The sequence below is a fragment of the Thermodesulfobacteriota bacterium genome, from assembly GCA_030583865.1.
Classification (GTDB): Bacteria; Desulfobacterota; GWC2-55-46; order GWC2-55-46; family GWC2-55-46; genus UBA5799.
In genome coordinates this window covers 378,638-404,573 of sequence record CP129479.1, presented here as the reverse complement: position 1 = coordinate 404,573, position 25,936 = coordinate 378,638, and the positions used below count along the sequence as shown (strand labels likewise).

Below are 25,936 nucleotides of genomic sequence, written 5' to 3'. Positions count from 1 at the left end.
GCCTTTATGATCGCCCTGCCCCCTTTTCCGCCCCGGTCGCGAGAGAGGCGACGCCAAAGCCCTTGAGGAGGTTGGATACAGCCTCCATTTCCATCTCCGAGCGCGCTTCCCGGGCGTACGAGCCTATGTGCGGGGTGAGTATGACGTTAGGGAGCGCTGTTAGCGGGCCGCTGTACGGCTCCTCCTCGAATACGTCGAGCGCGGCGCCGGAGAGCCTGCCTGAGGAGAGCGCCTCGTACAGCGCGGCCTCGTCCACAACACCTCCCCTAGATGTATTTACGAGGATTGCGCCCTCTTTCATAAGGGATAGCTCCCTCAGCCCGAGTATCCTCATACACTGCGAAGCCAGAGACGCATGGATTGTTATTGCGTCGGCCCACGCAAGCAGCTCGTCAATATCCGACGGACTGCATCCGGAATCACTTTCGTCCCTGCACGGGTCAAAGTAACGGATCTCCGCGCCGAAAGGAGAAAGGAGCGCAGCGACCTTTCTCCCTATCCTGCCGAAACCGATTATCCCGACCTTTTTTCCTTTCAGGAGGCTCCCGGCTGATTTCCTCCAGACCCCTTTACGGACATCGCGGTCCATCTCGGTTATCCGGCGCGCGAGGTTCAGGAGAAGGGCGACCGCAAGCTCTGCCACGGCGAGAGTGGGACCGGAGGGAGTATTATATACCGCCACACCGAGCCTCTTTGCGGCGTCGAGGTCGATGTTGTCGAGCCCAGCGCCGCAGCGCGATATTATCCTAAGCCCCCGCATTGCGCCGAGGACCGGGCCGTCCAGGCGCTCTGTCCCGGCAATGAGGCCCGCTGCGTCCTTTGCGAGGGCCTTCAGCTCATGCCTTTTGAGCGTCCGCCCGTACGGGTTCATGACTGGCTCGAAACCGCTCCCCTTAAGGACATCCAGCGGCGAGCGATCGTATTCACCGAAAGTCGAGGTAGAGATAAGCACCTTCACGCGAAGCTCAGGCTCCGCAGGTTCTTGAGCCCCTCCCCGCACGAAGCGCCCAGAAAGAGCGTATCAAGGCTGAACCCTATGAACCTGTACCCTTCGGCTATTCTGGCCGACGCCTCCCTCCAATCAGGAGGTATGACGTGGAATCCGGAAGGCGTGCCTGCCCCCGCTGCCGCCTCCTTAACCTTTTCGAGCGCCGAGATCACCTCGGGATGATCGAACTCTCCGGGCCTGCCGAGCGAACCTGAAAGGTCATAAGGGCCCACGATGAACGCGTCAACGCCTTCCGTGGCGAGTATGCTTTCGAGGTTTTTTACGGCTTCGATGTGCTCTATCTGCACGATTACCACGCAGTTCTCCCTGAGCCACGCCTTGTATCTCTCGAACCCGAGGCCGTAACCCTGGGCCCTCGCGAGCCCGACGCCGCGAGCGCCGCGTGGAGGGTAGTTGGCGGCTCGCACCGCGCGAACTGCGTCTTCCCGCGAATTCACCATTGGCACGATGACTCCGTGCGCCCCGGCGTCCATGACCCTCTTTATCTCGTTCGGGTCGTTCGAGCCCACCCTTACGAGCGGCACCGAGCCGCCAAGCTCTATGGCCTGTATCAGCGCCTGGGCCTCGCTCAGCGTGATGGCGGAATGCTCCATGTCCACGGCCAGCCAGTCGAAACCCGCACCAGCCAGGATCTCGGCTACTGACGGATGGCCGAGCGTTATCCATGAACCGATGGTGAGCTCGCCCGCCCGGAGGCGCTCTTGCAAGGGAGCCTTATGCTTTCCCTTCATGTGCCTTCGTTTGATTTTGGAATTTGCCTGGGTGAGTGTCCCGGATGAAAAGGACCGGACTGGGGGACTGAACGGGATGGAACTTCTCTTGCCGGCTGCTGACCTTTACCTCTAAACGGCGCCCTGGTTCGGCCTTTTTTCAATACGCGCCTGTCTCGAATTCAATTCTATCGATTTCGTAATTTTTGTCAAATCGCCCCGAATATCGGCAAAAGGCCGCCATTCAGCAATGAAGGAACCTGTCGAGCCTTTCAGTCGTAATTGGCGCGAAATATCGGGAGAGGTATCCGGCCCTGTGCCGGAGATCCTTTCCGGGCTTTGTCCTGCCACCGTAATATCCGCTTATGAACCTCCTGAGGTCCTCTTTCGAGTGGACGGCTATCTTCTCTTTCCCGTATTTAAACAACCTGTCGCAGTCATAGGTCGAACAGGCCAGCCCGAAATAAACCACGTCGACCGGGTGCTTAAGGGCTTCTATGCCGAGCGAATTGTCGTCATAGAAAAGTATGTCTATCTCCCGGAAAATGTCTTCCCAGGGCATGTACTTGGCCATGATAAAATTATCCGGGAGCTTCCCCTTTATAACGGCCTCGACCGGCACTATTGGATGGACCTTCAAGTAGACCGTGTACTCGCTCCCCTGAAAAGTGTCCTTGAGGGCGTCCAATATCGCCGGATAGACGCTAATGTCAAAGGAGAAGGCGTAAGCCACCTTTTTTCTGAAGTCATCTCTGCCGCGCCCCCATCCGAAGCGCCCTTTCCAGATGTATTCGTGCCGGAGGGCGCACCCAGGCTCGACAAGGCCCTTGGCGTACGCGCCGAATCCGTTCATCACCTCCTCAGGCACCCTCCCCGCCGTAAGTATCTTGTCTGGATAAAAGGGGAGGTCCCGTTCGAATACGCCGGGGAAGTATTGCAGGAGCTTCATCGAAAAACTGGTGTGCTGGAAACCGACGAGCCGGGTAGCCGGGCTCATCCGGTTCCTCTGCAACGCAAGGAGCTTCTCCCAGGGATGGTTCTCGTAGGCGTAGACTATCCTCTTTATGGAAAAACCCGAGAGGAGCCTTTCAAAAAAATAGAACTGCTTCCAGGCGTATATGTGCTCGCACCTGAAATAATCCTCCTCCATCGACGCGTTGACGAGGGCTGTGACATTATGCCCCTGGTGCGAGATCTTTTTTCCGGCTTTGAGCAGCGAGCCTGCGGATTTGAAATAGGCCCTCGCAAGGCCGCCTGTGGACAAGAACCTGTTGCAGACCGAAAGGCCGAAACCGCTTTCCCCTGACATCCTTGCTATGTCTCGGAGCGCCGTTATGTGGCCTTTCATATATCTCACCGGCTTCCAGGGGGAGAGGTTCAGGTATAGCGCGAGGAATACCGCGACCCTGCCGCCCTGCCCTATAGCGCGCTCGATAAGGGGCTGGAAGTAGTCGTCCCTGAACCTGCCATCCTTTTTGCACCTGTAGTCGTAAAAGCTCAGAAAGGCGCAGTCGTAATCCATTTCCGCAGGCTTGGGCAGGATGACCCAGGCGAGCATGAGGAGCAGGATATCCAGAAAGAACGCAAGTCCAAGCCTGAAGGGCAGGCGTGCGGCCCTCGCTATTCTCAAGAGAAGAAAGCGCGCCCTGCCGCCGCTCCATCTTGTGCCCCTTCTGCCGAGTATGTCTTTCAGCCCGGCATAGAGCGCCGGTTCGAGGTTCTCTATCCTGAGATCCCCCTTTGCGCTCTCTATTGCTTCAATGAGCTGTACACATTTTGAGAGCTTGTCATAGAAATGGGTGCGTCCGTCAAGCCTCGAGAGGGTGTCGGATACTATGTATCTCAGGTCGCCCTTATTTTCGCTTACGATCCTTGAAAAGGCGTCTATGTACTCCCTCAGGCCGGGCTCTTCCCACCCGGCCTTCCTGAAGGGGAATGTCTCGCAGTCGAGGACCTCGAGCCCGCCGCCCTTGTTTTTCAGCACCGTAAGTGCGAGCTTCATTGTCCCTTCCTTTTAAAGACGCCGACCGGCTGGTATTTCGGGTCGTAAACGCCCCAGGGGAGCCCGTTTTCGCCGCTCATCCTGTAATGCCTCGATATCCTCGCCTTTATCTCCCTGGCCCCCTTGAGCTTCGCGAAGAGCTCGTCGTATCGCTCGAAGTTCGAGGGGCAGTCTCCCATGCCGAAGAGATCCCTTATGGTCCCGGCGCTCAGGCACCAGCCCTCGCAGGGCTTGAAGTACCAGTCGGCATCGCGGGCCGCGCTTATCGTTATTGCCATGGCGGAGCCCCTTTTCAACACCCTTGTGAATTCCCCGACCGACTGCCTTATTCCATCGAAGCCGTTGTGCTCAAGCGCGGATATCGAGACTAAGCAGTCGACCGAGTTGCTCTCAATTTTCAAAAGTTCCTTGAAATCGCCTTTCACATAACGGACCTTCCCGTATGAGCGCTTGCGTGACGAAAGGAGCTCGCTTATAAGGTCCGGGTCGATGAACCTGAGCGCCTTTCTCGATGCCGCGCCCGCGGCCTTTACCGGGGACCTGAGCCATCTGGCCGCCTTTCGGGCGCCGAAGCCGGCGCGGTTGTGTTTTATGAAATTTCGATAAGGGTTGTCGTCGGCTCCGGTATCGTGCTCCTCTTCAACCAACTCGAATATCCTTTTTGCCGCCGAGGGCGCCTTTCTTTCCGCGAAATCAACGCTCAGGACGTCATACCCCGACGCGGCGAGAAGGAACTGCAGCAGCCCGTTCCCGGCCCCCGCGTCCATGACCAGTGCGCCCTTTTTAAGGCCGAGCCTTTCCACCTCCCTCAGCGCCCAGATGATGTCCAGGTCGTAATGCCAGCCTATCTCCAGGTCGAGCACCTTCTTCCACCGGTCTATGAGGCAGAGCTTTTCCCTGTCCTTGAGGAGCGCGATATCCAGCAGTTCTATCCTGTTTGCCATTCCAAGCTTCCTTTCAGAAACCCGAGAGTCCGAGGAGCGCCTCGCCCCTGTAATACGCCTTCAGGACAGCGCCTTTGAGGCCGGAATGCCTCTCCGGCCCCTTTTTTGAAGAGGCCTCCCTGAGACACTCCATGATCCGCTGGCAGTTCCCCTTTTCCGGAGCGCGGCCAAGGCCTTTAATGAAGATTGAGCGGACCGACTCGTCGCCAGTAATGAGCATGAACCCGGAAAGAGAGAGCACGGTCTCAAGTGACGACAGGTTGAAGCTGAAGTTATGCGCGTGCACGAAGTACGATTGGAGGTCATGCCCGTAGCTTTCAAGGTTCGTTATGCCGGGCACCTCCACATAGACGAGCCCGCCCTCCGCAAGGAGGCCCGAGAGGATGCCGAGCTCCGCCAAGGGGTCGTTAAAGTGCTCAAGCACATGGCTCAATATTATGATATCGAACCCGTTTTCGGGTCTTGAAAGGCTTTGAGGCCCGCCCTTCACCGCCTTTATCCCCCTTTCGAGCGCGGTGCGGAGATAGCCTTCCTCGTACTCGCACGCATGGAGGTGGCATCCCAGGCCCTTTTCCGAGGCGCTCTCCCTGAACTCCACGAGGGTTGAGCCGCTTGCCGCGCCCACATCGCACACCTTCAATTCTCTTTTCGGAAGGTGCGGGTATACGAAATCGAATATCCTTCGCCCCTGCCCCTTGTTCACGAGGTCCTCGAGGACCGTCCCGGCAGGCATCCCGCATATGAGCGGATGGTATATGCTGCCGTAGTATTCGGGAAGGGACTCCGGGGCCATCCTCGGACTGAGCGAGACAAGCCCGCAATCGGCGCAGATGAAGTTCATGAAGGGCAGGCCGAACCTGTCCTTCTCCGATAACTTTATCAGATGCGCCGAGCCGCAGAGGCATTCGTATCTCCGCTCAAGCCTTATGCGCCCGGCCCGCAGCCTCCTTATGAACTTTTTCCTGTACCGGCGGTGCGTCTTGTTCAACCTGAAGGCAGGCACGCCGTCGGCCCGCTGCCATACCGGTATTTCGCACCTGCCCAATGCTTCCTCCACGTTCCGGCAATCCACTTTACGGGGCCTCCTCGAGCTGCATCTTAAAAAGGAGCTCGGCCAGCTTGAAATCGAGCATTTCGTCTATGTCTATGCTTTCGAGCCTGGGCACCTGGTAGGCATAGGGCCTCGCGCCTATACGCGCGCCGCACGCCCTGAAGCTCTCCCTTGAAAAGGCATACAAATTCGAGTTCTCCTCGAAGAGCGGCTTCAAATCCTGCGTGCGCTCAAGCCTCGCCGGGTCGTGGTTTACCGGCCTCAAGGCCGCGTCGTAGAACCTCGAGTGGCGCGTGGTCACCGAGAAAAGGGAATCGTGCCCCTTGTCAATGCCGGTGAAGTAGGTCCTGGCCGCGTCTTCTATCGTCGATAGCTTCAAAAGGGGGTTGGTGGAATGCGTCTGCATGAAATGGTCTCCGCCATCGATAACGGACATGTCGTGCTCTATTATCCTGTTCATGGAAACGTGCTCGCCAAGGAGGTGCGCGGGCCTGTCAATCGTCCTTATGGATGCGCCGAAAAATTCCCCTATCATTTCCTTTATGGCAGTGCTGTCGGTGTCCACATAAATGCGGTCCACGCTCGGGCAGCCCCTGAGCGTCGAGAGTATCCAGTAAAATAGCGGCTTGCCGCCGAAGTCCCTGATGTTCTTGTCAGGTATCCTTTCGCTTCTCCCCCTCATGGGGACGAGCGCCGTCATCCTTACCATCTACGCCCCCTCATCAGGAAAGCCCGGGCATACCCGCGCAAATCCTCGCGCCTTATTCCCAGCATGGCCGGGAAGGCGAGGCACAGGAGGGCCGAGCAGACGGCGTACATCGAGCCGTCCAGGAAGAGCCGCCCCATTGCCCTGGCCGCGGTCATTCCGCCTGCGCCAGTGACGAGGCCTCCCGCAAACGAGCTCAGGAGCCCTATAACGAGCACTGGCGCGAGCAGGATTACCTGCATGGCGGCGAGCCTCGTAAAACCGAGGTCCGCTTTCCTGCACGCGTAAAAAAGCATGAGGTTGGAGGAGAGCACCTGCAGGACGACCATCTTTACCGCGAGTCCGGCTGCGCCAAGGTTGAGCCCGGGTATGATGAACCCTTGAGGCGCGACGAGGACGAGGCTGAGCACGAGCCCGGCGGACGATGTAAGGATGCTCACGTTCCTGTAAATGCCCGTAAACTGCATCGAGAGGACCGCGCTCCCGAAGAGCTGGCCGAAGGCCTGGTGAATGGGGTAGAGCATCATGACCGTGACCGGGAGAGTCGCGCCCCCGTACTCGTCCCCGCCGACCAGGAACACTATCTCTTTCGCGTGGAACGCGAAGAAGATCGAGATGAACGCCGCCGTGAAGTAAAAGACCCTGACCCTGCCGAAGAGATCCCTTACCCGCTGCATGTCCCCCGAGGCGTGCGCCGAGGCGATGCTCTGCGAGAATACAGGGGCCATTGAGTTCGTGAAAAGGGCGCACACCATCGAGAGCTTGAGCGCCAGGCTGTAATGGCCCTGCGAGACAGACCCGCCGACCGCCTGCAGAAGCCACCTGTCGAAGAAGCCGAGCACCAGGCCGACGGCCAGGGCAGCCACGAGCGGGGATGAAAACCCGTAAAAATATCGCGCCGTATTTCTTATTTCAGGCAGGCTCACCTTTTCGAGGCCGAAGCCGAAGACGCCCGCCTTCTTAAGGAGCGCCACGGAAAGGAGCACTATTGCCGCCTGCACCGCTATCGAATATGTGAAGAACGCGGCGAAGCCCAAGAGCCCGGAAAAATACATGGAAAGGAGCGCAAGAATGGAAAAGGCGGCTACGAGCCTCCGCTGGCTCTCGATGGCCACGGTAAAGCCCTTGCTGTCCGACAGGTTCGTCAGGTTCGAGGCGAGGTACGAAAGGAACCCCAGCGCGGCGCCAGCGGATATGAATAGCGGCCCCTGTCCAGGCCAGACTGAGCGTGCGGCGCCGGAATAAACGGCTACGCCAACGAGAAAGCTCAGGGCAATTCCCACGCAAATCGAAAAATAGAAATAGACCTGGTTCGCAGGGCCGCTTTTTTTATTTCTCGACGAGTAGGTGAAATGGGCGGTCGAGGCGTTCATGTCCATTGTCCTCACGAGATTGTCGAAGCTGTCCTTCAGGAAATTGAAGTCCCCGTAATGCGCCGGGCCGAGGGACTTCGGGACCAGAAGGGCGGTGACGATGCCTCCCAGCATCCCGACCATGTTGTTCGACAGCTTCGCGAAGTACCTTGCCCGCACGGAGTTCATGCGATCGACTCAGACCCCCTCGGGAAAACGTCCCTTGAATCACGCCGCTCATACAGAAGGTTCATGATGGACCCGGCTGCCCGCTCAGCGCTCCTCCCGTCGTCAAGGTGCGTGCCGTATGCCCTTATAAACTCGCGGTCGTCGAGGTCCGCGCCGTATTCCCCGGTCTTCAAATATTCCTCTATTTTCATTACAAGCTCATCCGGGGTATAGGCCGCGACAGCCCTTCTCTTAAGGAGCCTCTCGGCCCCTTCGTTCCATTTGACCCTGTCAAGGAGGACGAAGAGGGGCTTTTTCGTGGAGCAGGCCTCGAGGCAGGTGGTAGCCGGCGCGTCGAGTATTACGAGCGAGGCCCCTGAAAGAAGAGAGGTGAATTTATCATCAGGCTGAGCCTCATCTATGGCTTTATCCACCTCGAATGGCAGTTCGTTATGGTTCGCGGTGTTGTTCCTCTTGAATATCGCCCTCGGCCCTCCGGCGCGGACCAGACTGGCCAGAAACCCGAGTATCTTTTTCTGCGCATTATAAAGGCGCGTGTCCTGCCCGAAAGAGCTTATGAACGGGCTGGAATAGCGGTGGTACTTGCCTGTGGCGTAGAGGATATACCCGTCCCTTGCCTGCCCGCCCTGTATCGCGTCGAGCGAGGCGGAGCCGATGGAGCTGGCGCTTTTCAGCTTCCCGCTTTCAACCGCTTCGAGGTACTTGCCGGTTACGCCGTCCCCGAAAGAAAGGTAGTGGTCGGCGTACAGGAGCTCGGTCGCTTCCGGGAAGAGGCTGTTGTCCCAGAGGTTCTGCTCTCCGTGCTGGCATACTATTACGGGCTTCCCCATGCTCCTTGCGACATGGGCGGCATGGTTTAGCCTGGGCGAGGTAAAGACAGAGACAAGTACAACGTCAGCCTTTTGAACGGTTTTGACCACGTCATGATGGTTTTCAAGAAGCTCTTCGAATGTTGCCTGGGCCGCGCTGAAAAACCCGCTTAAAGGACGGTTCAGGTCGAATCCCAGAAATCTGCAGTCATGGAGCTGCTTTGCTCCTCCGTTTTTTCCGGATTTGCGCCCAACAGTCCCGGCCTGGTCCCTCGGTATCCAGAAGAGGCCTGCGCGGTCCTTTAATATTGGATGGCTTAGGACGCTTCTCCAGTTGTAAAGGGGCCCGAGGATCAGGATATTGGGGCTGCCGGGCCGCCGCGCGCCGCTCAGGCCGTTTCTTCTGAGAGCGTAGTAGCTCGACAGAAGCGGGGACCTGCCGATAGCCCCGGCAGCCGCGCCCTTCAGTCTTGCCTGTATCGAGGCGGGGGGTTGAGCCGGGTCGTATTCAATTACCCGGCATCTATCGGCATACGGCGAATTGAGGAGGAGCTCGGCATAAGGCCTGTGCCTCTCAGCCTTTCCGATCTCTTTTTCCGCGTAACGCGGCATGAAGGCCAGAACGAGGCCGGGATTGAAGCGCGCGATGGCCCTCTCCAGCACGAAAGCCCTCAGGTGCAGCGCGCCTGCAAGGAGATAGAGCTGCAGGTAAAAATACTTTCCAATCTCGAGCGGGAGACCTATCTCGTCTTCCGAGGGCCGCGCATAATGGTAGTCGAGCGCGGACACCATGCCCAGTATCTCTTTTTCCGATGCCTTTTTCTGCCGGTAGTATTCCGGCCCGGAAAAGCATTCTTCAGGGGTAACGTACTTCAGCCCCCTCGACTCGCATATCTCGATGGCCTGGGGGGTCAGCGCAAGCACCGTGTGCCTGAAGGAGGCATGATCGGGCATGGCCTTTTCGTACTCGAGGAACTGGCCCCTGTCTTCAAGGAGAACAAGCAGGTCTTCACCCCCCATCTTCAAGCACCCCTTCCCGGTATGGAGACCTGGAACCGCTTCTCGTATGCCTCGCACATCCTCCTCAGCTCGGCTGCTGCCTCATGGCTTGCTTCGGCGTCCACGAGCTCCATCCGCCTCCTGTAATCTTCGCCGTCGTCTCTCCCCAGGGGGCCGCTCCATCCGTAGCTTGCATGCCCTTTCCCTGCCGAGAGGTTCGCGCGCGGGCACTTCTGTTTTCTCAACACCCTTTTGGTACTCTCCGTGGGGTTCACACCGAGAAAGGCCTTCAGCTCCCCTATGAAGTGCCAGGGGTCTTTCACGAACCTTTCGAACGGGACGAAAAAAACCCTCGATCTTTCTCCCTCTGAAAGGCCGCCCAGGGCCTTTTCCGATTCCTCGTAGAGCCACTTTATCGAGTAGACGACCTTGTCCATGGTCGAGAGATTCGAGTATCTCTCCCCCCATTCGCTTGAGAACCAGGGCTGTGGCGGGCCACCGCCGTCCTCTATCCAGAGCGTGAATTCCCTGGGGTCCCTCCCGCACCTCTCGATGTAGCTGAACCAGTGCCGGGCCATGTAAAGCGGGTGCCTGACCATCTCGATTATCCTGAAGCTCTCGCCAAAGGACCTGAACGCGAGCCGGGCCGCCGGCATTATCTGGTGGGTCATTATCTGGAGTATCGGCCTCTCTTTCCTTATCCTCTCCATGACCGCGTCGCCGTCCTTGTAGAGGAGCCTTGCCAGGTATTCGAGCGGCCTGGGGTTATTCAGAAGGCCCGAGTCGTCGAAGGGCCGTAGGTTGACCTCGCGCGATATCATGGAGTTGAAGAGCGCGATGTCGGCGTATAGCCGCATCAAGGCCGCGCCCGAGTCCGGGTCGATCTTGCCGAAGCGGTCGAGGACCGAAAGGTGCTCGTATATGGGCGCAAGCCTCTGTTTCTCGACCCTCTCGAAGCTCCCCAGGACCGGCCCCATTATCGACTTCCCCGTGCCCCAGAGGCCGTCCACGAATATTACCTCCTCCGCTATCCTGAGCGGCTTGATGAACCTCATGCCCGTGCCCCAGCCGCTTTGCCCATGTATCTTGCGAGCAGGGGGTCGCCCATCATCGCCTGCTCTACTTTTCTTAAATCCTGGAGCGTATCAACGCTCCAGGTCGCGGCCTCTGCAGCCACCATCCGCACCTTGAGGCCGTTCTCTATGAGCCTCAGCATGTCAACCGATTCGATTATCTCAAGCGGAGTCTGGCCAAGGCCGTTGAAATTAATGAGGGCTCCCCTCCTGAACGGGATGACGCAGACCTGCTTGAAGCGCTTGAGGCCGCCTTTGTATTTGCCTCCCGAGGGTATGGGCTCCCTTGAGAAATAGACTGCGTCGCCGCGCATGTCGACCACCACCTTCACCTCGTTAGGGTCTGCGGCTTCAGACTGGCTTATTTCGGCCATGAGGTTCACTATATTCACCTCCGGATCGGCCAGGAGCGGCCCGACGGCCCTTCCTATCATCTCCGGCGTGACCATCGGCTCGTCTCCCTGTATCATCACGACTATTTCAGCCCGCCTGCCTGCCATGTCCTCTGCTTTGAGCATGGCCTCAGAGGTCCTGTCCGAGGCGCGCTCGTGGCTTTTTAGCGTCATGATGGCCTTGCCTCCGATCGACTGTATATAGTCCCGTATCACGTCGTCGCAGGTTGCCACGTACACCTCGTCGAGGACCGGGGAGAGCCTGCTCCGGAGGTACACGTGCCCTATCATGGGCATGCCAAGTATGGGGCGGAGCGGCTTGCCGGGGAACCTCGTGGATGCCATCCTTGCCGGTATTATCCCGATTACGCCCCTCCCGGTCTCCGATAGTACCCTCACGCTCTCCGGCATGCGCCCTCCCCGTCCATGAGCATCTCCGCCATCCTGAAATCAAGCCGGTCGTCAATATCTATCGACCTCTCCCTCGGCATCTCGTAAATTGCGCTCCCGCCTGAGAATATGCTCCTCTCCTTTTTGAACCTCTCCATCCGCCATACGTAGATGGACGAGTTCATCTCATATACCGGAGGCGCGTCCTGCCGCGTGGTGAAAGAGCCGTCCTTAACGAGGCCCACCCTGCCGTCAGGCTTGGTCTCAACCATGTTGAAATAGGGGTTTCTCTGCGCCCTTGCGACCGAGAAGACGTTCCCCGCGCCTTTTTCGGCAAGGAGCTCTATGCAGTTGTCTATGTCCTCCGGCCTCCTTAGAGGCGCGGTCGCATGCAGGAGCACCAGTATCTCGAAAGAGCACCCGTGCCCGGTCTCCATCGCCTCCACAGCGTGGGCGAGCACGTCCAGGGTGCCGCTGTCGTCTGCCGCAAGCTCCGCGGGCCTCCGGAAGGGGATCTCCGCCCCGTTTTCCAGCGCCACCCTCGCGATATCGAGGTCTTCCGTCGAGACGATAGTCCTGTCTATGTAGCGGGAGCCGCGCGCGTGTCCTATGGTGTGGGCGATTAGCGGCCTTCCCGCGAGCAGCATGACGTTCTTTCCCGGGAGCCCCTTTGACCCGCCCCTTGCAGGTATGACGCAGAGCACCCTTTTATTGCCGTACACTCGAATCCTCCAATAGTCTCAGTACGGCAATGCCGTCGTGGAGGCCGGGCTCCGGGTCTTCGCCCCTACTTAGCGCGCCGAGGAAGTATCGAAGCTCGTCCTTATATGTGCCGTCTAGGCCGAAGAGGCTCTCGTCCTCTATCCGCTCCGTCCTGCCTTTCGCCTCCAGGACGATCCTCCCTTCGACGAGGTCGCATTCGAGCCTGCCGAGGCTGCCCACGACGATTATCTTTCTCGTCTTCCGCCTCTGGAGATAGTCGAGGTGGACGCTGCAGATGAACCCGTCCTCGTAGCGGTATATGCCCTCGAATACGTCCTCGGAGTCTATCTCAAGGGAGCTTACGCCCGCCCTGGCCGTCTTCCACGAGAGCGGGTCGCCGAAAAGGAAACGCATGTAGTCCAGCTCGTGGGAGAGATCGAGGTGCACCCCTCCGCCCCTTTCCCTGCTCGCGCTGTAGCCCTTCCTGTAATCGCTCCCGGGCCTCCAATGCGGCAGGAACAGCCCCGCCTCTATGCGCGCGAAATACGGCGCACCCACGGCGCCCCTATTTAGCTCCTCCTTCAGCCTCCGTATCGCTCCCATGAACCTCATGTTATAAGCCATGAAGACCCTAACCCCGCTCTCCCTGACCGCATCTACGAGCGATTCGACCCCTTCAAGGCTGTGCGAAAGCGGCTTCTCGATAAAAAGGTCTATACCCCTCTCAGCGAGCGCGACAGCAGTTTCAAGGTGCTTCCCCGTTTCATTGGCGAGTATCGCGAAGTCCGCGCCCGAGGGCGCGCCCCTTTTACCGACCTTGTCAATCGAGCCTATGAACTTAATGCTCGGCGGGCCCGACCACTCTCCTGAGCAGCGCGAGGTAAGGACCGTCACCACCTCCATGCCCTCCAGATCGAGGAGGTTCGAGAGGTGCCTTTTCCCGGCTGAGCCGAAACCCGCCACAATAGCCCTCATACTGCCGTAAGCCCTCCGTCCACTATAAGGTTCTGCCCGGTTATGTAGCCTGCAGCGTCTGAAGCAAGGAATACGATCGCCCCGGATATGTCTTCAGGAGCGGCCATCCTCTTGAGCGGCACTTTTGCCGAGTACCTCCTCACGAAGGACGCCGGCTGGCCGTTATGGACGCCGCCGGGAGATACCGCGTTTACCCTGATGTTATGTCCGCCGTAGCTCGACGCCAGGTATCTCGTGTACCCGAGTACGCCGGCCTTTATCGCGGGATACGCCGCGGGCATAGTCATGTCAGTGCCTGAGTAGAGCGAAAAATCCGGGCCGACCACGCCGTATACCGAGGCCATGCTTATGACGCTTCCGCCGCCGCTTGCCTTCATTTCCTCGCATGCAAGGCGGCTCAGGAGAAAGTAGCCTCCGAGATGCCTGTTCACGTTACTCTTCCATGAATTGAAGGCGGTCTTTTCGGGCTCCCGGCCCCAGTCTTTTGTCCTCGGATACGCGGAGTTCACGAGTATGTCAATTCGCCCGGCCTTTCTCACCGCCTCCCTTAAGCCCGCCCTTATGGAGGCCTCTGACCCGATGTCGAGCCTCACAAAACCGCACCCCAGGGACCCGCTCAAGGCCCTGCCAGCCCGCCTGTCCGTGTCCGCGACGATGACGTATGCGCCTGCTTTCGCGAGCGCGGCGGCCGCAGCTTTCCCTATGAGGCCGCACCCTCCCGCCACGAGCGCGGCCTTGCCCTCGCACGAGAAGATGCCCTTTTCAGTTCTCAACGCTTTCCATCCTCTTGAGGCTCATCCTGTATTCGTCCCATTTGCCGATGTCGAACCAGTTCCCCCAGCTCGGGAAAACGCTCACCTTTTCCGGATACCTCTTCTTGGCCAGGGTTATGAGAGAGTCCATGTCCGCGTGCCCTCCCCTTTCGAGAAAGTCGAGCACCTCGGGCTCAAGCACATATGTGCCGGTGTTTATGAAGAAATCGAGCTTGGGCTTCTCCCTTATGTCCACGAAAGAGCCGTTTGCCATGTTCAATACGCCGTAAGGTATGGAAACCTCCCTGTGCGAGCCGATAATCGTAAGCATGTTGCCCTTCTCCCCATGCCACCTGAGTATCTCCCGGTAGTCGGTCTCGAGGATGGTGTCGCAGTTCGTGAGTATGAATGTGCTCTTCAATCTGTCTTTCAAGAGGCTTACGCCCCCCGCGGTGCCGCAGAACCCGTCCTCCTCCACGAACTCGACCGAGTATTGACGTCTGTTCTCCCCGAAATAGAGCTTTATGACCTCTTTCTTGTAATTGAGGACTAGTATGAACTCGTGAAAGCCCCACTCGTGCAGGCCGTCCATGATGTGCTCGACTATGGGCTTGCTGCCGTATGGGATAAGCGGCTTGGGGAGTATTTTCGTGAAGGGGTCAAGCCTCGTGCCCATGCCCCCGGCCATTATGACTACAGGGTGCCCGAGCATGTCCTGCGGCGGCCTGCCGTTCCCGTTAAGGCACTCGATCCAGGAGATTATGTCAACGAGCTCCCTGTTCCGGTTGAGGACCGGCACGTATTCGATGAGGTGCTTTTTCATCAGCGCCTTCGCCTTTTTTTTCAGGTCAGGGACCCCCCGGCTTAGGCAGATGAAATCCGGCCTCATCACCTTCCCGACCGGGGACGAGAGGTCGAGGCCGTTGATTATGCCCCTTCTTATGTCTCCGTCCGTGACTACCCCTATAAGGCCGCCCCGCTCGTCCGTAACGAAGAGTATCTTCTCGCCCGCGTCGTTCAGGCACTGCATGGCATTTTTTATCGTGGCCTCCGGTCCTATGGTAAGCGATTTGACCTTCTGAGAGTCCATCACCATATCTCCTTCAATACAACGAAGGACTCGGCGTACTTGACGCCAGCGGTAGCGCCCCTCAAGGCGGCAAGCGCCCTTATGCTGTCCCTGCTCCTCGGGAACGGGTGCTCCGCCGTCTCCCCGGCGTAGGTCTCCATTATCTCGATCTTCCGTTCAAGGCCTCCGGTCACGTCCGAGAAGCTGTTCGGCAGGAAGGCCCGCCCAACGAGCGGCGGCGCGAACTCCGTCTCCGAAAGGGTCTCGAAAGCCGCTATCCTCCGTATCCACGGGCATCTGAACGCCTTTGCAGCCGAGAGCGCCGCTTCGGAGGCGGCCCTGTGGTCTGAATGTATGTCGCCCGGGTGCGGGATATATATGGCTTCCGGCTTTACGGCAGAGAACGCCTCCGAGAGCCTCCTGATAAGCCCTGCTCTCGGGACCGTATCAAGCCCGGCAGCGGGAAAGCCCGGCCTTATTACCTCCCTGAACCCGTATGCCTTCGAAACGGCGGCTATCTCCCCGTCCCTTCTTTTCACCCGCTCTATTTCAAACCCCGCCTCAGCCGACATTCCGGTTACAATCATCCAGAATAGCTCATCGCCCCTTGCCGCGTGCTTTAAAAGGGTGCCGCCGCAGCCGAGGGTCTCGTCGTCCGGATGGGGCGATATGACAAGCACCCTCACAGGTATTCTCCGGCGGACGGAAGGCGTTCAAAGCCGTGCTCAACAAGCTCTATCGCGCTGTCCCCGGTCTTTACGACTATGCTCCCGCTCTCAGACGAAAGCACCTTCCCGGGCTCGAAATCACGGGCAGCCCCGGTTATCCTCAATTCCTTCCCTTTCCACACCTTCACTTCCCTGCCGTTGTGCATGCAGTGCGCTCCGGGATACGGCCTGTAAAGGGCCCTCATGAGGTCGCATATCCTCTTTGTCCCCATCCTCCAGTCTATCTCGCCGTCCTTCGCGGTCCTTTTTCTCAGGGTATTGGCACAGGAGCCGTCCTGCGGCCTACTCCTCGCGACCCCTTTCTCAAGCTCGGGTATATGGGCCTCAAGCATCTCGGAGGCGAGCCCCTTTACCCTGTCGTAGACAATCGAGGCGTCATCATTAGGCCCGATTGCAAACTCTCTTTGCGCCCATATGTCGCCTGTGTCGATGCCGCTATCGAGCCAGAAGAGCGTAAGGCCGCTATTCGTAAGACCGTTGGCGATGGCCCATATTATCGGGTGCCTTCCCCTGTTCCTGGGGAGAAGCGCCGGGTGGCTCCCGATAGTGCCGATAGATGGAATCCCGAGTATCTCGGACGGGATTACCTGAGACAGGCCCATGACGAATATGACATCCGGCTTAAGCGCCCTTATGTTTTCTGCTTCGTCCCTTATCCTTCTGAAGTGCCTGCATGGTTTCCCGTGCTTCCTTGCCACCTCGCCCAGGTCGGAGTAATCGCTGTTCACGGAAGCAGCCCTTTTTTCAAGACAGAATATGCCGGCCATATCGAGGCCCATCCTGAGCATCGTCTCAAGGCATGCCGCGCTGAAGTCCACCGCTCCTATGAAGACATACCTCATCACGCGGACAGATCCCTGAACCTCTTTTTTAAAAGCCACTCAATCCGCGCCCCTTTGATGGCCTCGATTATCCTGCCGCTTGCGTCCCCGTTGCCGTAAGGGTTTTGAAGTCCCGCGAGCGCCCCCCTGAACCCCGGCGAAAGGGCCTTTTTAAGGGCCTTCAATATCCCTGCTGCTTCAGGCGCCGCGTCTATCACATTTGCGGCCCGTATCCTCCCCCCCTGCCTGCCGCCGATATTTACGACGGGCAGGCCGAAAGATGGGGCCTCTATGATGCCGCTTGATGAATTGCCGAGCATGACCGAGGCGGCCTTGAGAAGCGACAGGTACGCCACCCTTCCGAGCGAATGGAAGCACACGGCTTTATCCGGGTTTCTTTCCGCAAACCTCTCAAGCTCTTTGGATATGGCGCGCCCGCCGGTGTCCGCATTTGGTAGCGTTATCACCCAGAAAAGGCCGCCATTTAAAACCGACACGGCCTTAAGGACCTCTCCAAGGCCGCCAGAAGGGTCCTCGTCGAGAGTTACCGGGTGATATGTAAGCACACCGATTGCGCGGCCCTTCGGGAGCCCGAGCGCTCGTTCAATCCCGTCCCGTCCCATGAGCCTGAGCCTCCGGATATTTTCCAGCCCCGGCGCGCCTGAGCAAATGACATTTTCCGGGTCCTCGCCCATCTGCACCACCCTATTCCTGTAAGCCTCTGTCGAGGTGAAATGGAGATGGCTCAGCTTCGTAACGGCATGGCGTATCTGCTCGTCTATGAGGCTCTCGGTCGATTCGCCGCCGTGTATGTGGGCTATGGGTATCCTGAACGGCACTGCGGCGGCAGCTGCCGAGAGCACCTCGAACCTGTCTCCCAAAAGGACGACCATATCGGGCCTGAGCCTTTCGTATGCCTTCGCAAAGCCCATGACCCCGATGCCCATTGACGCTGCTATAGAGTGCTCGGTATCGGAGCTTAAAAGCATCTCCACCTTCTCGGCTATGGGGAAGCCGTCCGTCTCGATTTCCGTGACCGTAAGCCCGAACTCCGGGGAAAGGTGCATTCCTGTAGCTATGAGGCCAAGTTCAAGGGAGCTGTCTTCGTGTATGCCCTTTATCATCCAGTAGAGGAGCCCGTACTCGGCCCTCGTGCCTGTGACTACCGCAATATTGCGCAACTAAGCCTCTGCCTCTATGGGCTCGTCAGGGGCGAAGTCCCTCTTCGCGCGCCCGCCCACGACCCTGTCCCAGAGCATGGGGCTTAAGCCGCTCCCCGGCCTTTTGACGGTAATGGCCTCCTCGGAAAGCGTCTCGCCTCTTTTTATGCCTCTGGCCGCGACTATGCTCTTTCTGAGGGCCGTGATATTCGCCCCCTCTGACCGGCTGGGCCTTTTGATGCCGTCCCCGAGCGCCTTCTCGACTTTCCTTATGCCGAGGACCATTGCCTTCAATTCGCCGTGTTCGAGGGACGCCCTGTGGTCAGGCCCTTCCATCGTTTTATCCAGGGTAAAGTGCTTCTCTATGACCTCTGCCCCGAGCGCGGCTGCTGCCAGCGCCGCCTCAATGCCCGGCGTATGGTCCGAGTACCCGACTTTTACGTTAAGGGCTTCCCTCATGGTTGCCATTGCCCGGAGGTTCGCGTCTTCCATAGGGGTAGGGTATTCGCTATTGCAGTGGAGCGCGGCTATGCGCCCCTTCGGCGTCCCTGATTCTGCAAGGGCCTCTATCGCCGCCCTTACCTCGTCCAGCTCCGACATGCCTGTCGAGAGGATTACTTCCTTTCCAAGCCCGCCCACCTTCCTCAAATATGGAAGATTCGTTATCTCCCCTGACGGGACCTTAAATAGTTCCAGCCCGAGGCTTGAAAGGAGCTCTATGCTCTCAAGGTCGAACGGGGTCGAGAGGAACCGTATGCCCCTTTCACGGCAGCGCCCTATCAAGCGGAGATGCGCTCTCTCATCCAGCTCGTATCGCTTGAGCAGCTCAAGCTGCGAACCAGTATCGGTAGTCTTCACCTGGTAGGCGGCCTTTTCCGCGCGCCTCGTTACTACCCTTTCCGCGCTGAAGGTCTGGAACTTGATCGCATCCGCCCCGGCATCCGCAGCAGCGTCCACCATTTGAAGCGCCATCTCAATGCTGCCGTTATGGTTCACCCCCGCTTCCGCTATCAGGAATATGCTCACGCTGCCGGCACCCCCTTTACAAGGACGCCGGGCGCCACATCACCCACTGCAACCGCGCCTGCCGCAATTATTGCGCGCTCTCCGACCCTCACACCCTGGATGACAGTCGCGCCGGCCCCCACGAACGCGCCCTCCTCTATTACGGAGCCTCCGGAAATTACCGAGCCCGGGGAAAGGTGCACGTGGTTTCCTATCCTGCAGTCGTGCTCGACTATGGCCCCGGAATTTACGATGGTGTTAGCACCGATTGAAGAACCTGCCTGCACCACAGCCGCCGCCATTACCTGCGCGCCCTCGTTTATGTCCGCGCTTCCGGAAATAAATGCCTTCGGGTGCATGAGACGGGGCAGGCTGAATCCGGCCTCCTTGAGCTTTTTATAGATCGAAGCGCGCCTTGTGTTGTCTTTCACGCTGCCTACTGCCACGCATGCGTATCGGACGCCGCGCGAAAACAACCCCGGAAGGAGCCCGTCCCCTCCGGCCACCTTTATGCCCGAAACAAACGTACCTGGCGCAAGATTGGGGTCCAGCACAGCCTCAACCTCTAAAGAATCGGATAATGATATAAGCTCCATAAGGACCCTGGCGTGGCCTCCGCCTCCTATGAGCACCAGCCGCTCCTTCATTCAACCCCCGAGCGCGCTATTTATCTCCCCTGCCACGCGCTCCATCTCCTCTTTTCTCAGCGCAACCCCGCTCGGGATATTCAGGCAGCTCCTGTAAGCCGCTTCCGCGCTCTCTATCCTGTATGCCTGGCACCCCCTGTACATGGGAAGGAGGTGGGCCGGCTTCCACAGGGGCCTCACCTGTATGCCCTTTTCGTAGAGGCGCCTGATAATGGCCTCCCGCCTCGCTTCCCCCGCCCTTATGGTGCAATGCCAGAAATTGCTTTTGGCCCAGGTCTTTTCCCACATGAGCCCTGCGCTTTCCGTGAGCAGCCGCCTGTAGGACCCGGCGTTCCTCCTCTTGGCCGAGACGAACTCTTCCAGCCGCTCCATTTGCGCGACCCCCAGCGCAGCCTGTATATTGGTAAGCCTGTAGTTATAGCCGACCTCGTCGTGCTCGTACTCGAAGGCGTCCGCCTTGGCCTGGGTCGTAAGGTGCCTTAGCCTTGCGGCGAGCGCTCGGTCGTCCGTTACGACCATCCCGCCGCCGCCTGTCGTGATGATCTTGTTCCCGTTAAACGAGAAGCACCCTGCCGCGCCGAATGTGCCGGTCTTCTTTCCCATGAACTCCGAGCCCAGGCTCTCGGTTGCGTCCTCTATAATTTCGATGTTTTTCCCCTGGCACGCGTCCATAAGCTCGTCCATCCTCGCCGGGTGGCCGAATACATGCACCGGCACGACCGCCTTCACGCGCCGTTTCGTAGCGCCGTTATAAGTGAAGCCGTCCTTGCCCCTGAAGCACTCGTTTTTGAGGAACGCCGCGAGCTTTGCCGTGTCCATGCAGAGCGTGTCCGGGTCGCAGTCCATGAATACTGGCTCTCCGCCGCAGTATTTTACGGCGTTCACCGGCGCGACAAATGTCACGGCAGGGACCACGACCTCGTCCCCTGCCTCTACCCCCAGCGCAACCATGCTCACGTGGAGCGCCGAGGTGCCGTTTACTGTAGAGACGGCCTCATGGGCTCCCGTATATGCAGCAATGCTCTTCTCAAAGCGCGCAACATATGCGCCTGCTGACGAGACCCAGCCGGTGTCCAGGCACTCCTTTACATACTTCCATTCATTGCCGGATATTTCCGGCTCTGAAAGGGCTATCCTGCCGGGTGCCCCCTTAGATATTGTAGATGCCGTGCTTGTAGCCATTCAGGTTCTCCCTGACGCTGAACCACTCGACAGTTTCCCTGAGCCCTTCACCCAGGGAGCGCATCGGCGCCCATCCCGTAAGCCCTTTAAGCCGCTCGACGCTTCCGCAGAGCCTTTCGACCTCGCTCGCGGATACCCTCACCCTGTTGTCGTCTCTTTTTATCTCCGCGCCCTCACCCGTGATCCCGGCTATCGTCTCCGCGAGGGCGCGGACCGATATCTCCTGCCCTGTCGCGATGTTGATATCAGTCCCGGGCTTGGCCCCTGATTTCGCTATCCTCACGAAGCCCTCGACCGTGTCCTTGACGTAAACGAAATCCCTGGTCGGGTGGAGCGCGCCAAGCTTCAGCGCCCTGTTCCCCGAGAGGAGTTGTGTGATTATGGTCGGTATGATAGCGCGAGCGGACTGCCTCGGCCCGTAGGTGTTGAATGGCCGCGCTATCAGGACGTCCTGGCCGAAGCTCCTTACGAACGACTCGGCAAGGGAGTCCGCGGCTATCTTTGTCGCTGCGTAGGGGGACTGGGCCTGCCTCGGGTGCTCCTCGTCAATGGGAGCGTACATGGCCGTGCCGTAGACCTCGGATGTCGAGGTAACGACGACCCTCTCTATCGAAAAATCCCTTGCGGCCTGCAGCACATTGAGAGTCCCTTTTATGTTAGTGTCCATGTAGCTCTCCGGGGAGCGGTAGCTATAGGGTATGCCGATGAGGGCTGCAAGGTGAAGGACGACTTCCGAGCCCTCGATTGCCTTCCTCACGCCATGCGGGTCCCTTATATCCCCGCTGACGACCTCGACTGACTTAAGCGCCTCTGACGGGATGCGGTCGAGCCAGCCCCAGGAATTCATGGAGTTGTAGCAGACCAAGGCCCGCACATCCGAGCCCTCCTCAAGGAGCCTTTCGACGAGGTGGCTGCCTATAAAGCCGCACGCCCCGGTCACAAGCACCCTCTTGCCTGAAAGTTTCATGCGCGTATCCCTGTCAGAACATCACCATGAGGACCCCGGCGGTAACCGCTATCTGGTAGAGTATCTGGGTGAGGTCCTTCGTTTCCTTGAGCCACGCTATCTTGTCTACCTTCTCAGGGACCACTATCGTGTCGCCGGGGTCGAGCCGCTCGGACATGAGCCCGCCTGAAAGCCAGCTCCCTCTGGAGCTGTCCCATCTCAGGCCCCAGCCGCTTCCGCTTCTGGCCGTGCCGTCCACCTTGAGGATATAGATCGCCTTCCTGTCCGCGTCGGAGGTCATGCCTCCTGATTTTCCAAGATAGGACGATACCGTCGCGTTTGGCTCGTGCACGAAGGCCGTCTGGTTGAAGACCGCGCCCATGACCTGGACCTGGTCGGACCGGGACGGCACGAGCAGCTCGTCGCCGTCCTCCAGCGCGATGTCGTAAACCGAGCCCTCGAAGCTTTCGAGGCCTTCGAGCCTTATGCTGATCCTTCCGGTCGCCTTTGCGGCCCTGAGCTTTTCGACGAGCGCTATCTTCTGCTCCTTTGCGCTCTGTATCTGCCGGGCCTCGTCGGCGCCGAGCGCGCTCATCGCCGAATCGGCGGACCGGCTCAGTATCTTCTGCTCGAACCTGTCTATGGCGTCGTCTATGTTCTTCTGCTGGAGCTTCCGGACCGATTCCCTTGTGAAGACCGCGCCTTTGAGATAGGCGCTATCCGAGAAGCCGCCCGCCCTCCTTATTACCGAGCTCAGGGCCTCTCCCTTTCTTATTATGTAGCGGCCCGGGAAGGCGACCTCCCCCTTGAGCGAAACGTACATCTCGCCCCTCCACTCCGGTATCCTCTTCACATGTATGCTGTCGTTTGGGCTGAGGGGCAGGTTATGCCCAGGGTCGCCGGCCAGGGCGCTGTCAATGTCAATTGTCATGTGCCTTATACCGTACCTGCCATCCTCGACGACGCCGGAGGCGAACTCCGCCTCTTTGAGGTAAGCCGACTCGAGGACTCCGCCGGCGGCAAAGACAAGGTCTTTTACCGTCCAGTTCGAGGCGTACTCGTACTCCCCGGGCTTCCCGACCTCCCCTCTTATCGAGACGAAGCGCCTGGGTGATGATTCGCGGACTGAATGTATTACCACGCGGTCGTCCGGGCGAAGCCTCAGATTGTGCCCGGCGTCCGCCGCCATCGCCTTTGAGAGATTGAGCTCCATTGATTCCATTGCCCGCGTCTCAGGGTCGGTCCTGTACACCTCGAACCCGCCCGAAGAGGCCTCGGGTGCGAGGCCTCCAGTAAGGAGGACCAGGTCCCTGACCGTCAAATTTTCCCTGTATTCGAGCTCGCAACTCTTGTAAGAGGGATCCCCTTTGTCCTCATATCCGGCCTCCTCCGACTGGTCCTGGCCATTCTGCCGAATTTCTTTCGCGTCCCGCGCCGGGTTTTCCCGCTCGGCCCGGATTTCTTTCAGGCCGGGCCTGTCCTCGTCCTTACGGACTGCTCCCTCTTTCTTCAACTCTTTTTTAAAATCTCCTTGCTTATCCGGCTTCTGCCTGGGTTTCTCATCTTTCCCCGGTTCAAAAGGCGCGGGCTTTTCCTCTGCTTCCCGCCGCTCCATCCTCTTTTCCTTGCGGTCCCTGGACTCAAGGACGAAATCAGAGCTGCACCTGACTTCGCCAACGAGCCTTACCCTGGGCCTTTCGGAGAAAAACCATCTTGAGAAGACGAATACCGTGTCCCGCGGCTTGAGCAGCGGGTCGTCTTTTCCGGAAAAGACCGAGGCGAGGCTGAACGGAAGGAGCTCGGCTTTCATCTCCGGCGGCTCGAGCCTTTTTATGAGCCCGTAATCGAGATGGGCCTCTTCGTCTACGTCGCCCTCGCCCCTTAAAATGTCACTCAGCCTCATGCCGTCCTTGAGCTCATATTTCCCAGGCCTCTTTACCTTACCGCGGACGAAGACAGCGTTCGCGTCCTTCTCGGTTATGGCGAAGACCTTTACGAGATCGCCGTCCTGGAGCATGAAATCGCCCGCAGCGCCCCTGTCTTCCGCGTTTATGTCCGTGACCGTCCTTTTTTTATTCCCCTCGATCCTCTCGACCTGCACCCTCTGCGTAAACGCCGTCGGCATGGTCCCGCCCGCAAGCTCGATTACGCCCGCAAGGTCAAGGGAGCGGGCGAGCTCATATACAGCCGGCCTTTTTACGTTTCCGGCCACTCCCACGAGCGGCCCGACGGGAGGGACGAAGATGACGTCGCCGCTCTGGAGCCGCGTGTCCATCGAGTTGTCGCCCTTCAAAAGGAGGTCGTAGAGGTCCATGGAAGACATAGGCTTTCCGCCGCGCTTGAGCTCGATATTCCGCAAAGAGCCTATGGCCGAAGGGCCGCCAGCGAGCATGAGCGCGCCGGTCAGGGTGGACATCCCGTTCACGACGTAGGCCCCCGGCTTTTCCACCTCGCCGAGGACAAAGACCTGTATGCTCCTGAACTTCCCCATTGTGATGCTCGCCTCGGTGCCTATCGCGCCACTTATGCGGCTTGAAAGTGCCTTCTTCATCTCAGCGAATGTCAAGCCGCCGACCTGGACTGGCCCTATATCCGGCATCTGTACCGTTCCTTCCCGGCTGACGGTAAGCGCGTACTGTCCGTTCATCCTGCCCCAAACGAGGACGTTCATCTCGTCTCCGGGCCCGATGACGTAATCCGAAGCGACCGGAGCGTCCTGTAAAATGACCGCCTGGTTCGCCTTGAAGATCTCGTAGCCGAACGGGCCGAGGCTGGTTGAGACCTCAAGGGGCTCAGGGCTTGGGAGGTACCTTTCAAAGAGCGACTTTGCGGAAGGTTTTTTCCCCCTGTCGGCCTCGTCAGGGAGGCTGAGTCCGCTGCCTTTGCATTCCCCCTTGTGCTCCATTGCGGCCTCTCTCCTGTCCGCGCCGGTAGGCAGCAATCGTCCAGCTTCGCCTTTCAGCGGTAACGGCTGGCTCCCGATGTCTTTTGATTTAAGCAGGCCCCTTCCCTTTGCAGCTTCTTCGGGCCTTAATTCGATATACTCGTTATCGGCCCTGAAAGCCTCGAACCCTTCAGCCGTAAGCGCGCCTACGGCCTCTCTCTTCTCGACGCAAGTATCTTCCGCAAAGACCCCGGAGCTGAAAAAGAGCAGGATGGATAAAAAAAGTACGGCTGATCTCAAACCTGAAACCCCCTGGGACCCTGGCCCCTTTCATGGTTTTTTCCGTAAAAAATGCAGGTCTTCCCGCTCAGCATGGGCAGGCTGCACACTCGCGGCCTGGACCAGGCACGATACGCACCCAGATGACCTCTTTTTTAGAAGCTCGGAAGAGGTCTGACTTCCTGAGGCACCCGTGCCATCAGTGGAATCTAAGGCAGGCAGGGCACATTGTGGACAGAGCCTACTCTGACCTCTGCACTTTCCGCTATGACAGGATGAGTTTCGTGGAGCTTCGGACAGATAAGGAACTGCCAGAAGCGGGACCAACCCTTAGCCGAAGGGACAAAGGAGGGTTGAATCGCCGTATTTCCGGATGATTGCCTTGATGAGAGCGGGATGGAAACTTCGCAGTTGCGGGGTCTTGAAGAGGTTCCTCGGATGCTGGCTTATATATAGCGGGGTTTCAGAAATTTGTCAACCTCGTGAGTAAAACCCAAGGTGATTACCCCTCTGAAACTAAACCATTCATTGATGGACTAAACTATCTCAAAAGCCTTTATGCTTTTCGACTCGGTTTGACTGGAAATGACCAGCCCCTGAAAACCAGGCCTCTTGCCTGATATAATGTAAATTGGTGACATATTCTTCATAATCCCGGCCCGGGCAGGGCTAAGAAAAGGAGGCGGACATGGCAGGGTATCTGACCGATATCGAAAAGAAATCGCTTGAGAACGGGTATTTTCGCGAAGTCCTTTTTACGGGCCCGAACAGCCAGCTTGTAGTGATGGCGCTCGCGCCGGGCGAGGACATCGGGATGGAGACGCACGACGACGTTGACCAGTTCATAAGGGTCGAGGCCGGGACCGGCACCGCCGTGCTTGACGGAAAGAAGCACAAGATACAGGACGGCTCCGCGGTCGTCATACCCGCGGGAACTGAGCACAACATAGTAAACGACTCGAGCGAGCCCATGAAGCTCTATACCGTCTACTCGCCCCCGGAGCACCCGCACGGCACGATACACAAGAGCAAGGCCGAGGCAGAGGCCTATGAGAGGGAGAAACATAAGAAATGAACAGTTCGAATAATCCGCTTCCGGCCGCACGGGTTATCCTGTATCATAGTCAAGGCAACCTCTAAAACAGAGATTTCCCCCGCAA

At 58.5% G+C, this 25,936-nt stretch carries 23 protein-coding genes; 1 reads left to right on the top strand and 22 read right to left on the bottom strand.

The features are described from left to right. Positions 1–4 precede the first annotated feature (4 nt). From QY316_01910 to QY316_01805, 22 genes are all read right to left on the bottom strand, one after another. Positions 5–958 carry a phosphoglycerate dehydrogenase gene (locus QY316_01910; protein WKZ33186.1) on the bottom strand — a complete coding sequence of 318 codons (954 nt, stop codon included), beginning with the start codon at positions 956–958 and terminating at the stop codon, positions 5–7. Beyond that, positions 955–1,740, bottom strand: coding sequence for an aldolase/citrate lyase family protein (locus tag QY316_01905; GenBank protein ID WKZ33185.1), 786 nt, complete (start codon positions 1,738–1,740; stop codon positions 955–957). The genes QY316_01910 and QY316_01905 overlap by 4 nt, the downstream gene beginning before the upstream one ends. Before the next feature lie 223 nt (positions 1,741–1,963). Beyond that, complete coding sequence (locus QY316_01900; protein WKZ33184.1) at positions 1,964–3,721, bottom strand: hypothetical protein; 1,758 nt, start codon at positions 3,719–3,721, stop codon at positions 1,964–1,966. Continuing rightward, positions 3,718–4,665, bottom strand: a complete 948-nt coding sequence (locus QY316_01895) for a class I SAM-dependent methyltransferase (protein ID WKZ33183.1) — start codon at positions 4,663–4,665, stop codon at positions 3,718–3,720. The genes QY316_01900 and QY316_01895 overlap by 4 nt, the downstream gene beginning before the upstream one ends. Before the next feature lie 13 nt (positions 4,666–4,678). Next, on the bottom strand, positions 4,679–5,737 hold the full coding sequence (locus QY316_01890; GenBank protein ID WKZ33182.1) for a class I SAM-dependent methyltransferase: 1,059 nt from the start codon (positions 5,735–5,737) through the stop codon (positions 4,679–4,681). A gap of 1 nt (position 5,738) precedes the next feature. Beyond that, positions 5,739–6,425 carry an acylneuraminate cytidylyltransferase family protein gene (locus tag QY316_01885; protein WKZ33181.1) on the bottom strand — a complete coding sequence of 229 codons (687 nt, stop codon included), beginning with the start codon at positions 6,423–6,425 and terminating at the stop codon, positions 5,739–5,741. Further along, the gene (locus QY316_01880; GenBank protein WKZ33180.1) at positions 6,419–7,963 is read right to left on the bottom strand and encodes a hypothetical protein; all 1,545 of its coding nucleotides are present in this window, start codon (positions 7,961–7,963) and stop codon (positions 6,419–6,421) included. The genes QY316_01885 and QY316_01880 overlap by 7 nt, the downstream gene beginning before the upstream one ends. Beyond that, on the bottom strand, positions 7,960–9,792 hold the full coding sequence (locus QY316_01875; protein WKZ33179.1) for a hypothetical protein: 1,833 nt from the start codon (positions 9,790–9,792) through the stop codon (positions 7,960–7,962). Before QY316_01875 ends, QY316_01880 begins: the two co-directional genes overlap by 4 nt. A gap of 2 nt (positions 9,793–9,794) precedes the next feature. Beyond that, the gene (locus tag QY316_01870; protein ID WKZ33178.1) at positions 9,795–10,826 is read right to left on the bottom strand and encodes a hypothetical protein; all 1,032 of its coding nucleotides are present in this window, start codon (positions 10,824–10,826) and stop codon (positions 9,795–9,797) included. Further along, the gene (locus tag QY316_01865; protein WKZ33177.1) at positions 10,823–11,647 is read right to left on the bottom strand and encodes a 3-deoxy-manno-octulosonate cytidylyltransferase; all 825 of its coding nucleotides are present in this window, start codon (positions 11,645–11,647) and stop codon (positions 10,823–10,825) included. The genes QY316_01870 and QY316_01865 overlap by 4 nt, the downstream gene beginning before the upstream one ends. Then, positions 11,632–12,348 carry an acylneuraminate cytidylyltransferase family protein gene (locus QY316_01860; protein ID WKZ33176.1) on the bottom strand — a complete coding sequence of 239 codons (717 nt, stop codon included), beginning with the start codon at positions 12,346–12,348 and terminating at the stop codon, positions 11,632–11,634. Before QY316_01860 ends, QY316_01865 begins: the two co-directional genes overlap by 16 nt. Next, positions 12,335–13,303 (bottom strand): Gfo/Idh/MocA family oxidoreductase, encoded by a 969-nt coding sequence (locus QY316_01855; GenBank protein WKZ33175.1) that lies wholly within the window; start codon positions 13,301–13,303, stop codon positions 12,335–12,337. Before QY316_01855 ends, QY316_01860 begins: the two co-directional genes overlap by 14 nt. Beyond that, positions 13,300–14,076 (bottom strand): SDR family oxidoreductase, encoded by a 777-nt coding sequence (locus tag QY316_01850; protein WKZ33174.1) that lies wholly within the window; start codon positions 14,074–14,076, stop codon positions 13,300–13,302. Before QY316_01850 ends, QY316_01855 begins: the two co-directional genes overlap by 4 nt. Beyond that, the gene (locus tag QY316_01845; protein ID WKZ33173.1) at positions 14,066–15,145 is read right to left on the bottom strand and encodes a sugar phosphate nucleotidyltransferase; all 1,080 of its coding nucleotides are present in this window, start codon (positions 15,143–15,145) and stop codon (positions 14,066–14,068) included. The genes QY316_01850 and QY316_01845 overlap by 11 nt, the downstream gene beginning before the upstream one ends. After that, complete coding sequence (locus tag QY316_01840) at positions 15,145–15,810, bottom strand: PIG-L family deacetylase (GenBank protein ID WKZ33172.1); 666 nt, start codon at positions 15,808–15,810, stop codon at positions 15,145–15,147. The genes QY316_01845 and QY316_01840 overlap by 1 nt, the downstream gene beginning before the upstream one ends. Next, positions 15,807–16,694: a methionyl-tRNA formyltransferase gene (locus tag QY316_01835; protein ID WKZ34056.1), complete on the bottom strand. Its 888-nt coding sequence runs from the start codon at positions 16,692–16,694 to the stop codon at positions 15,807–15,809. The genes QY316_01840 and QY316_01835 overlap by 4 nt, the downstream gene beginning before the upstream one ends. Beyond that, entirely contained in the window at positions 16,694–17,854 is a 1,161-nt protein-coding gene (gene neuC / locus QY316_01830) for a UDP-N-acetylglucosamine 2-epimerase (GenBank protein WKZ33171.1), read from the bottom strand. The genes QY316_01835 and neuC overlap by 1 nt, the downstream gene beginning before the upstream one ends. Then, positions 17,855–18,859: an N-acetylneuraminate synthase gene (gene neuB, locus QY316_01825; GenBank protein ID WKZ33170.1), complete on the bottom strand. Its 1,005-nt coding sequence runs from the start codon at positions 18,857–18,859 to the stop codon at positions 17,855–17,857. It lies immediately after the preceding gene. Further along, positions 18,856–19,485 carry an acetyltransferase gene (locus tag QY316_01820; GenBank protein WKZ33169.1) on the bottom strand — a complete coding sequence of 210 codons (630 nt, stop codon included), beginning with the start codon at positions 19,483–19,485 and terminating at the stop codon, positions 18,856–18,858. Before QY316_01820 ends, neuB begins: the two co-directional genes overlap by 4 nt. After that, the gene (locus tag QY316_01815) at positions 19,486–20,667 is read right to left on the bottom strand and encodes a LegC family aminotransferase (GenBank protein ID WKZ33168.1); all 1,182 of its coding nucleotides are present in this window, start codon (positions 20,665–20,667) and stop codon (positions 19,486–19,488) included. It lies immediately after the preceding gene. Continuing rightward, positions 20,636–21,634: an SDR family NAD(P)-dependent oxidoreductase gene (locus QY316_01810; GenBank protein ID WKZ33167.1), complete on the bottom strand. Its 999-nt coding sequence runs from the start codon at positions 21,632–21,634 to the stop codon at positions 20,636–20,638. The genes QY316_01815 and QY316_01810 overlap by 32 nt, the downstream gene beginning before the upstream one ends. A gap of 13 nt (positions 21,635–21,647) precedes the next feature. Further along, entirely contained in the window at positions 21,648–24,797 is a 3,150-nt protein-coding gene (locus tag QY316_01805) for an SLBB domain-containing protein (GenBank protein ID WKZ33166.1), read from the bottom strand. A 667-nt stretch (positions 24,798–25,464) separates the two neighbouring features. Between QY316_01805 and QY316_01800 the strand changes: the two genes are divergently transcribed. Continuing rightward, positions 25,465–25,851, top strand: a complete 387-nt coding sequence (locus tag QY316_01800) for a cupin domain-containing protein (GenBank protein WKZ33165.1) — start codon at positions 25,465–25,467, stop codon at positions 25,849–25,851. The last annotated feature ends 85 nt before the right edge of the window (positions 25,852–25,936 follow it).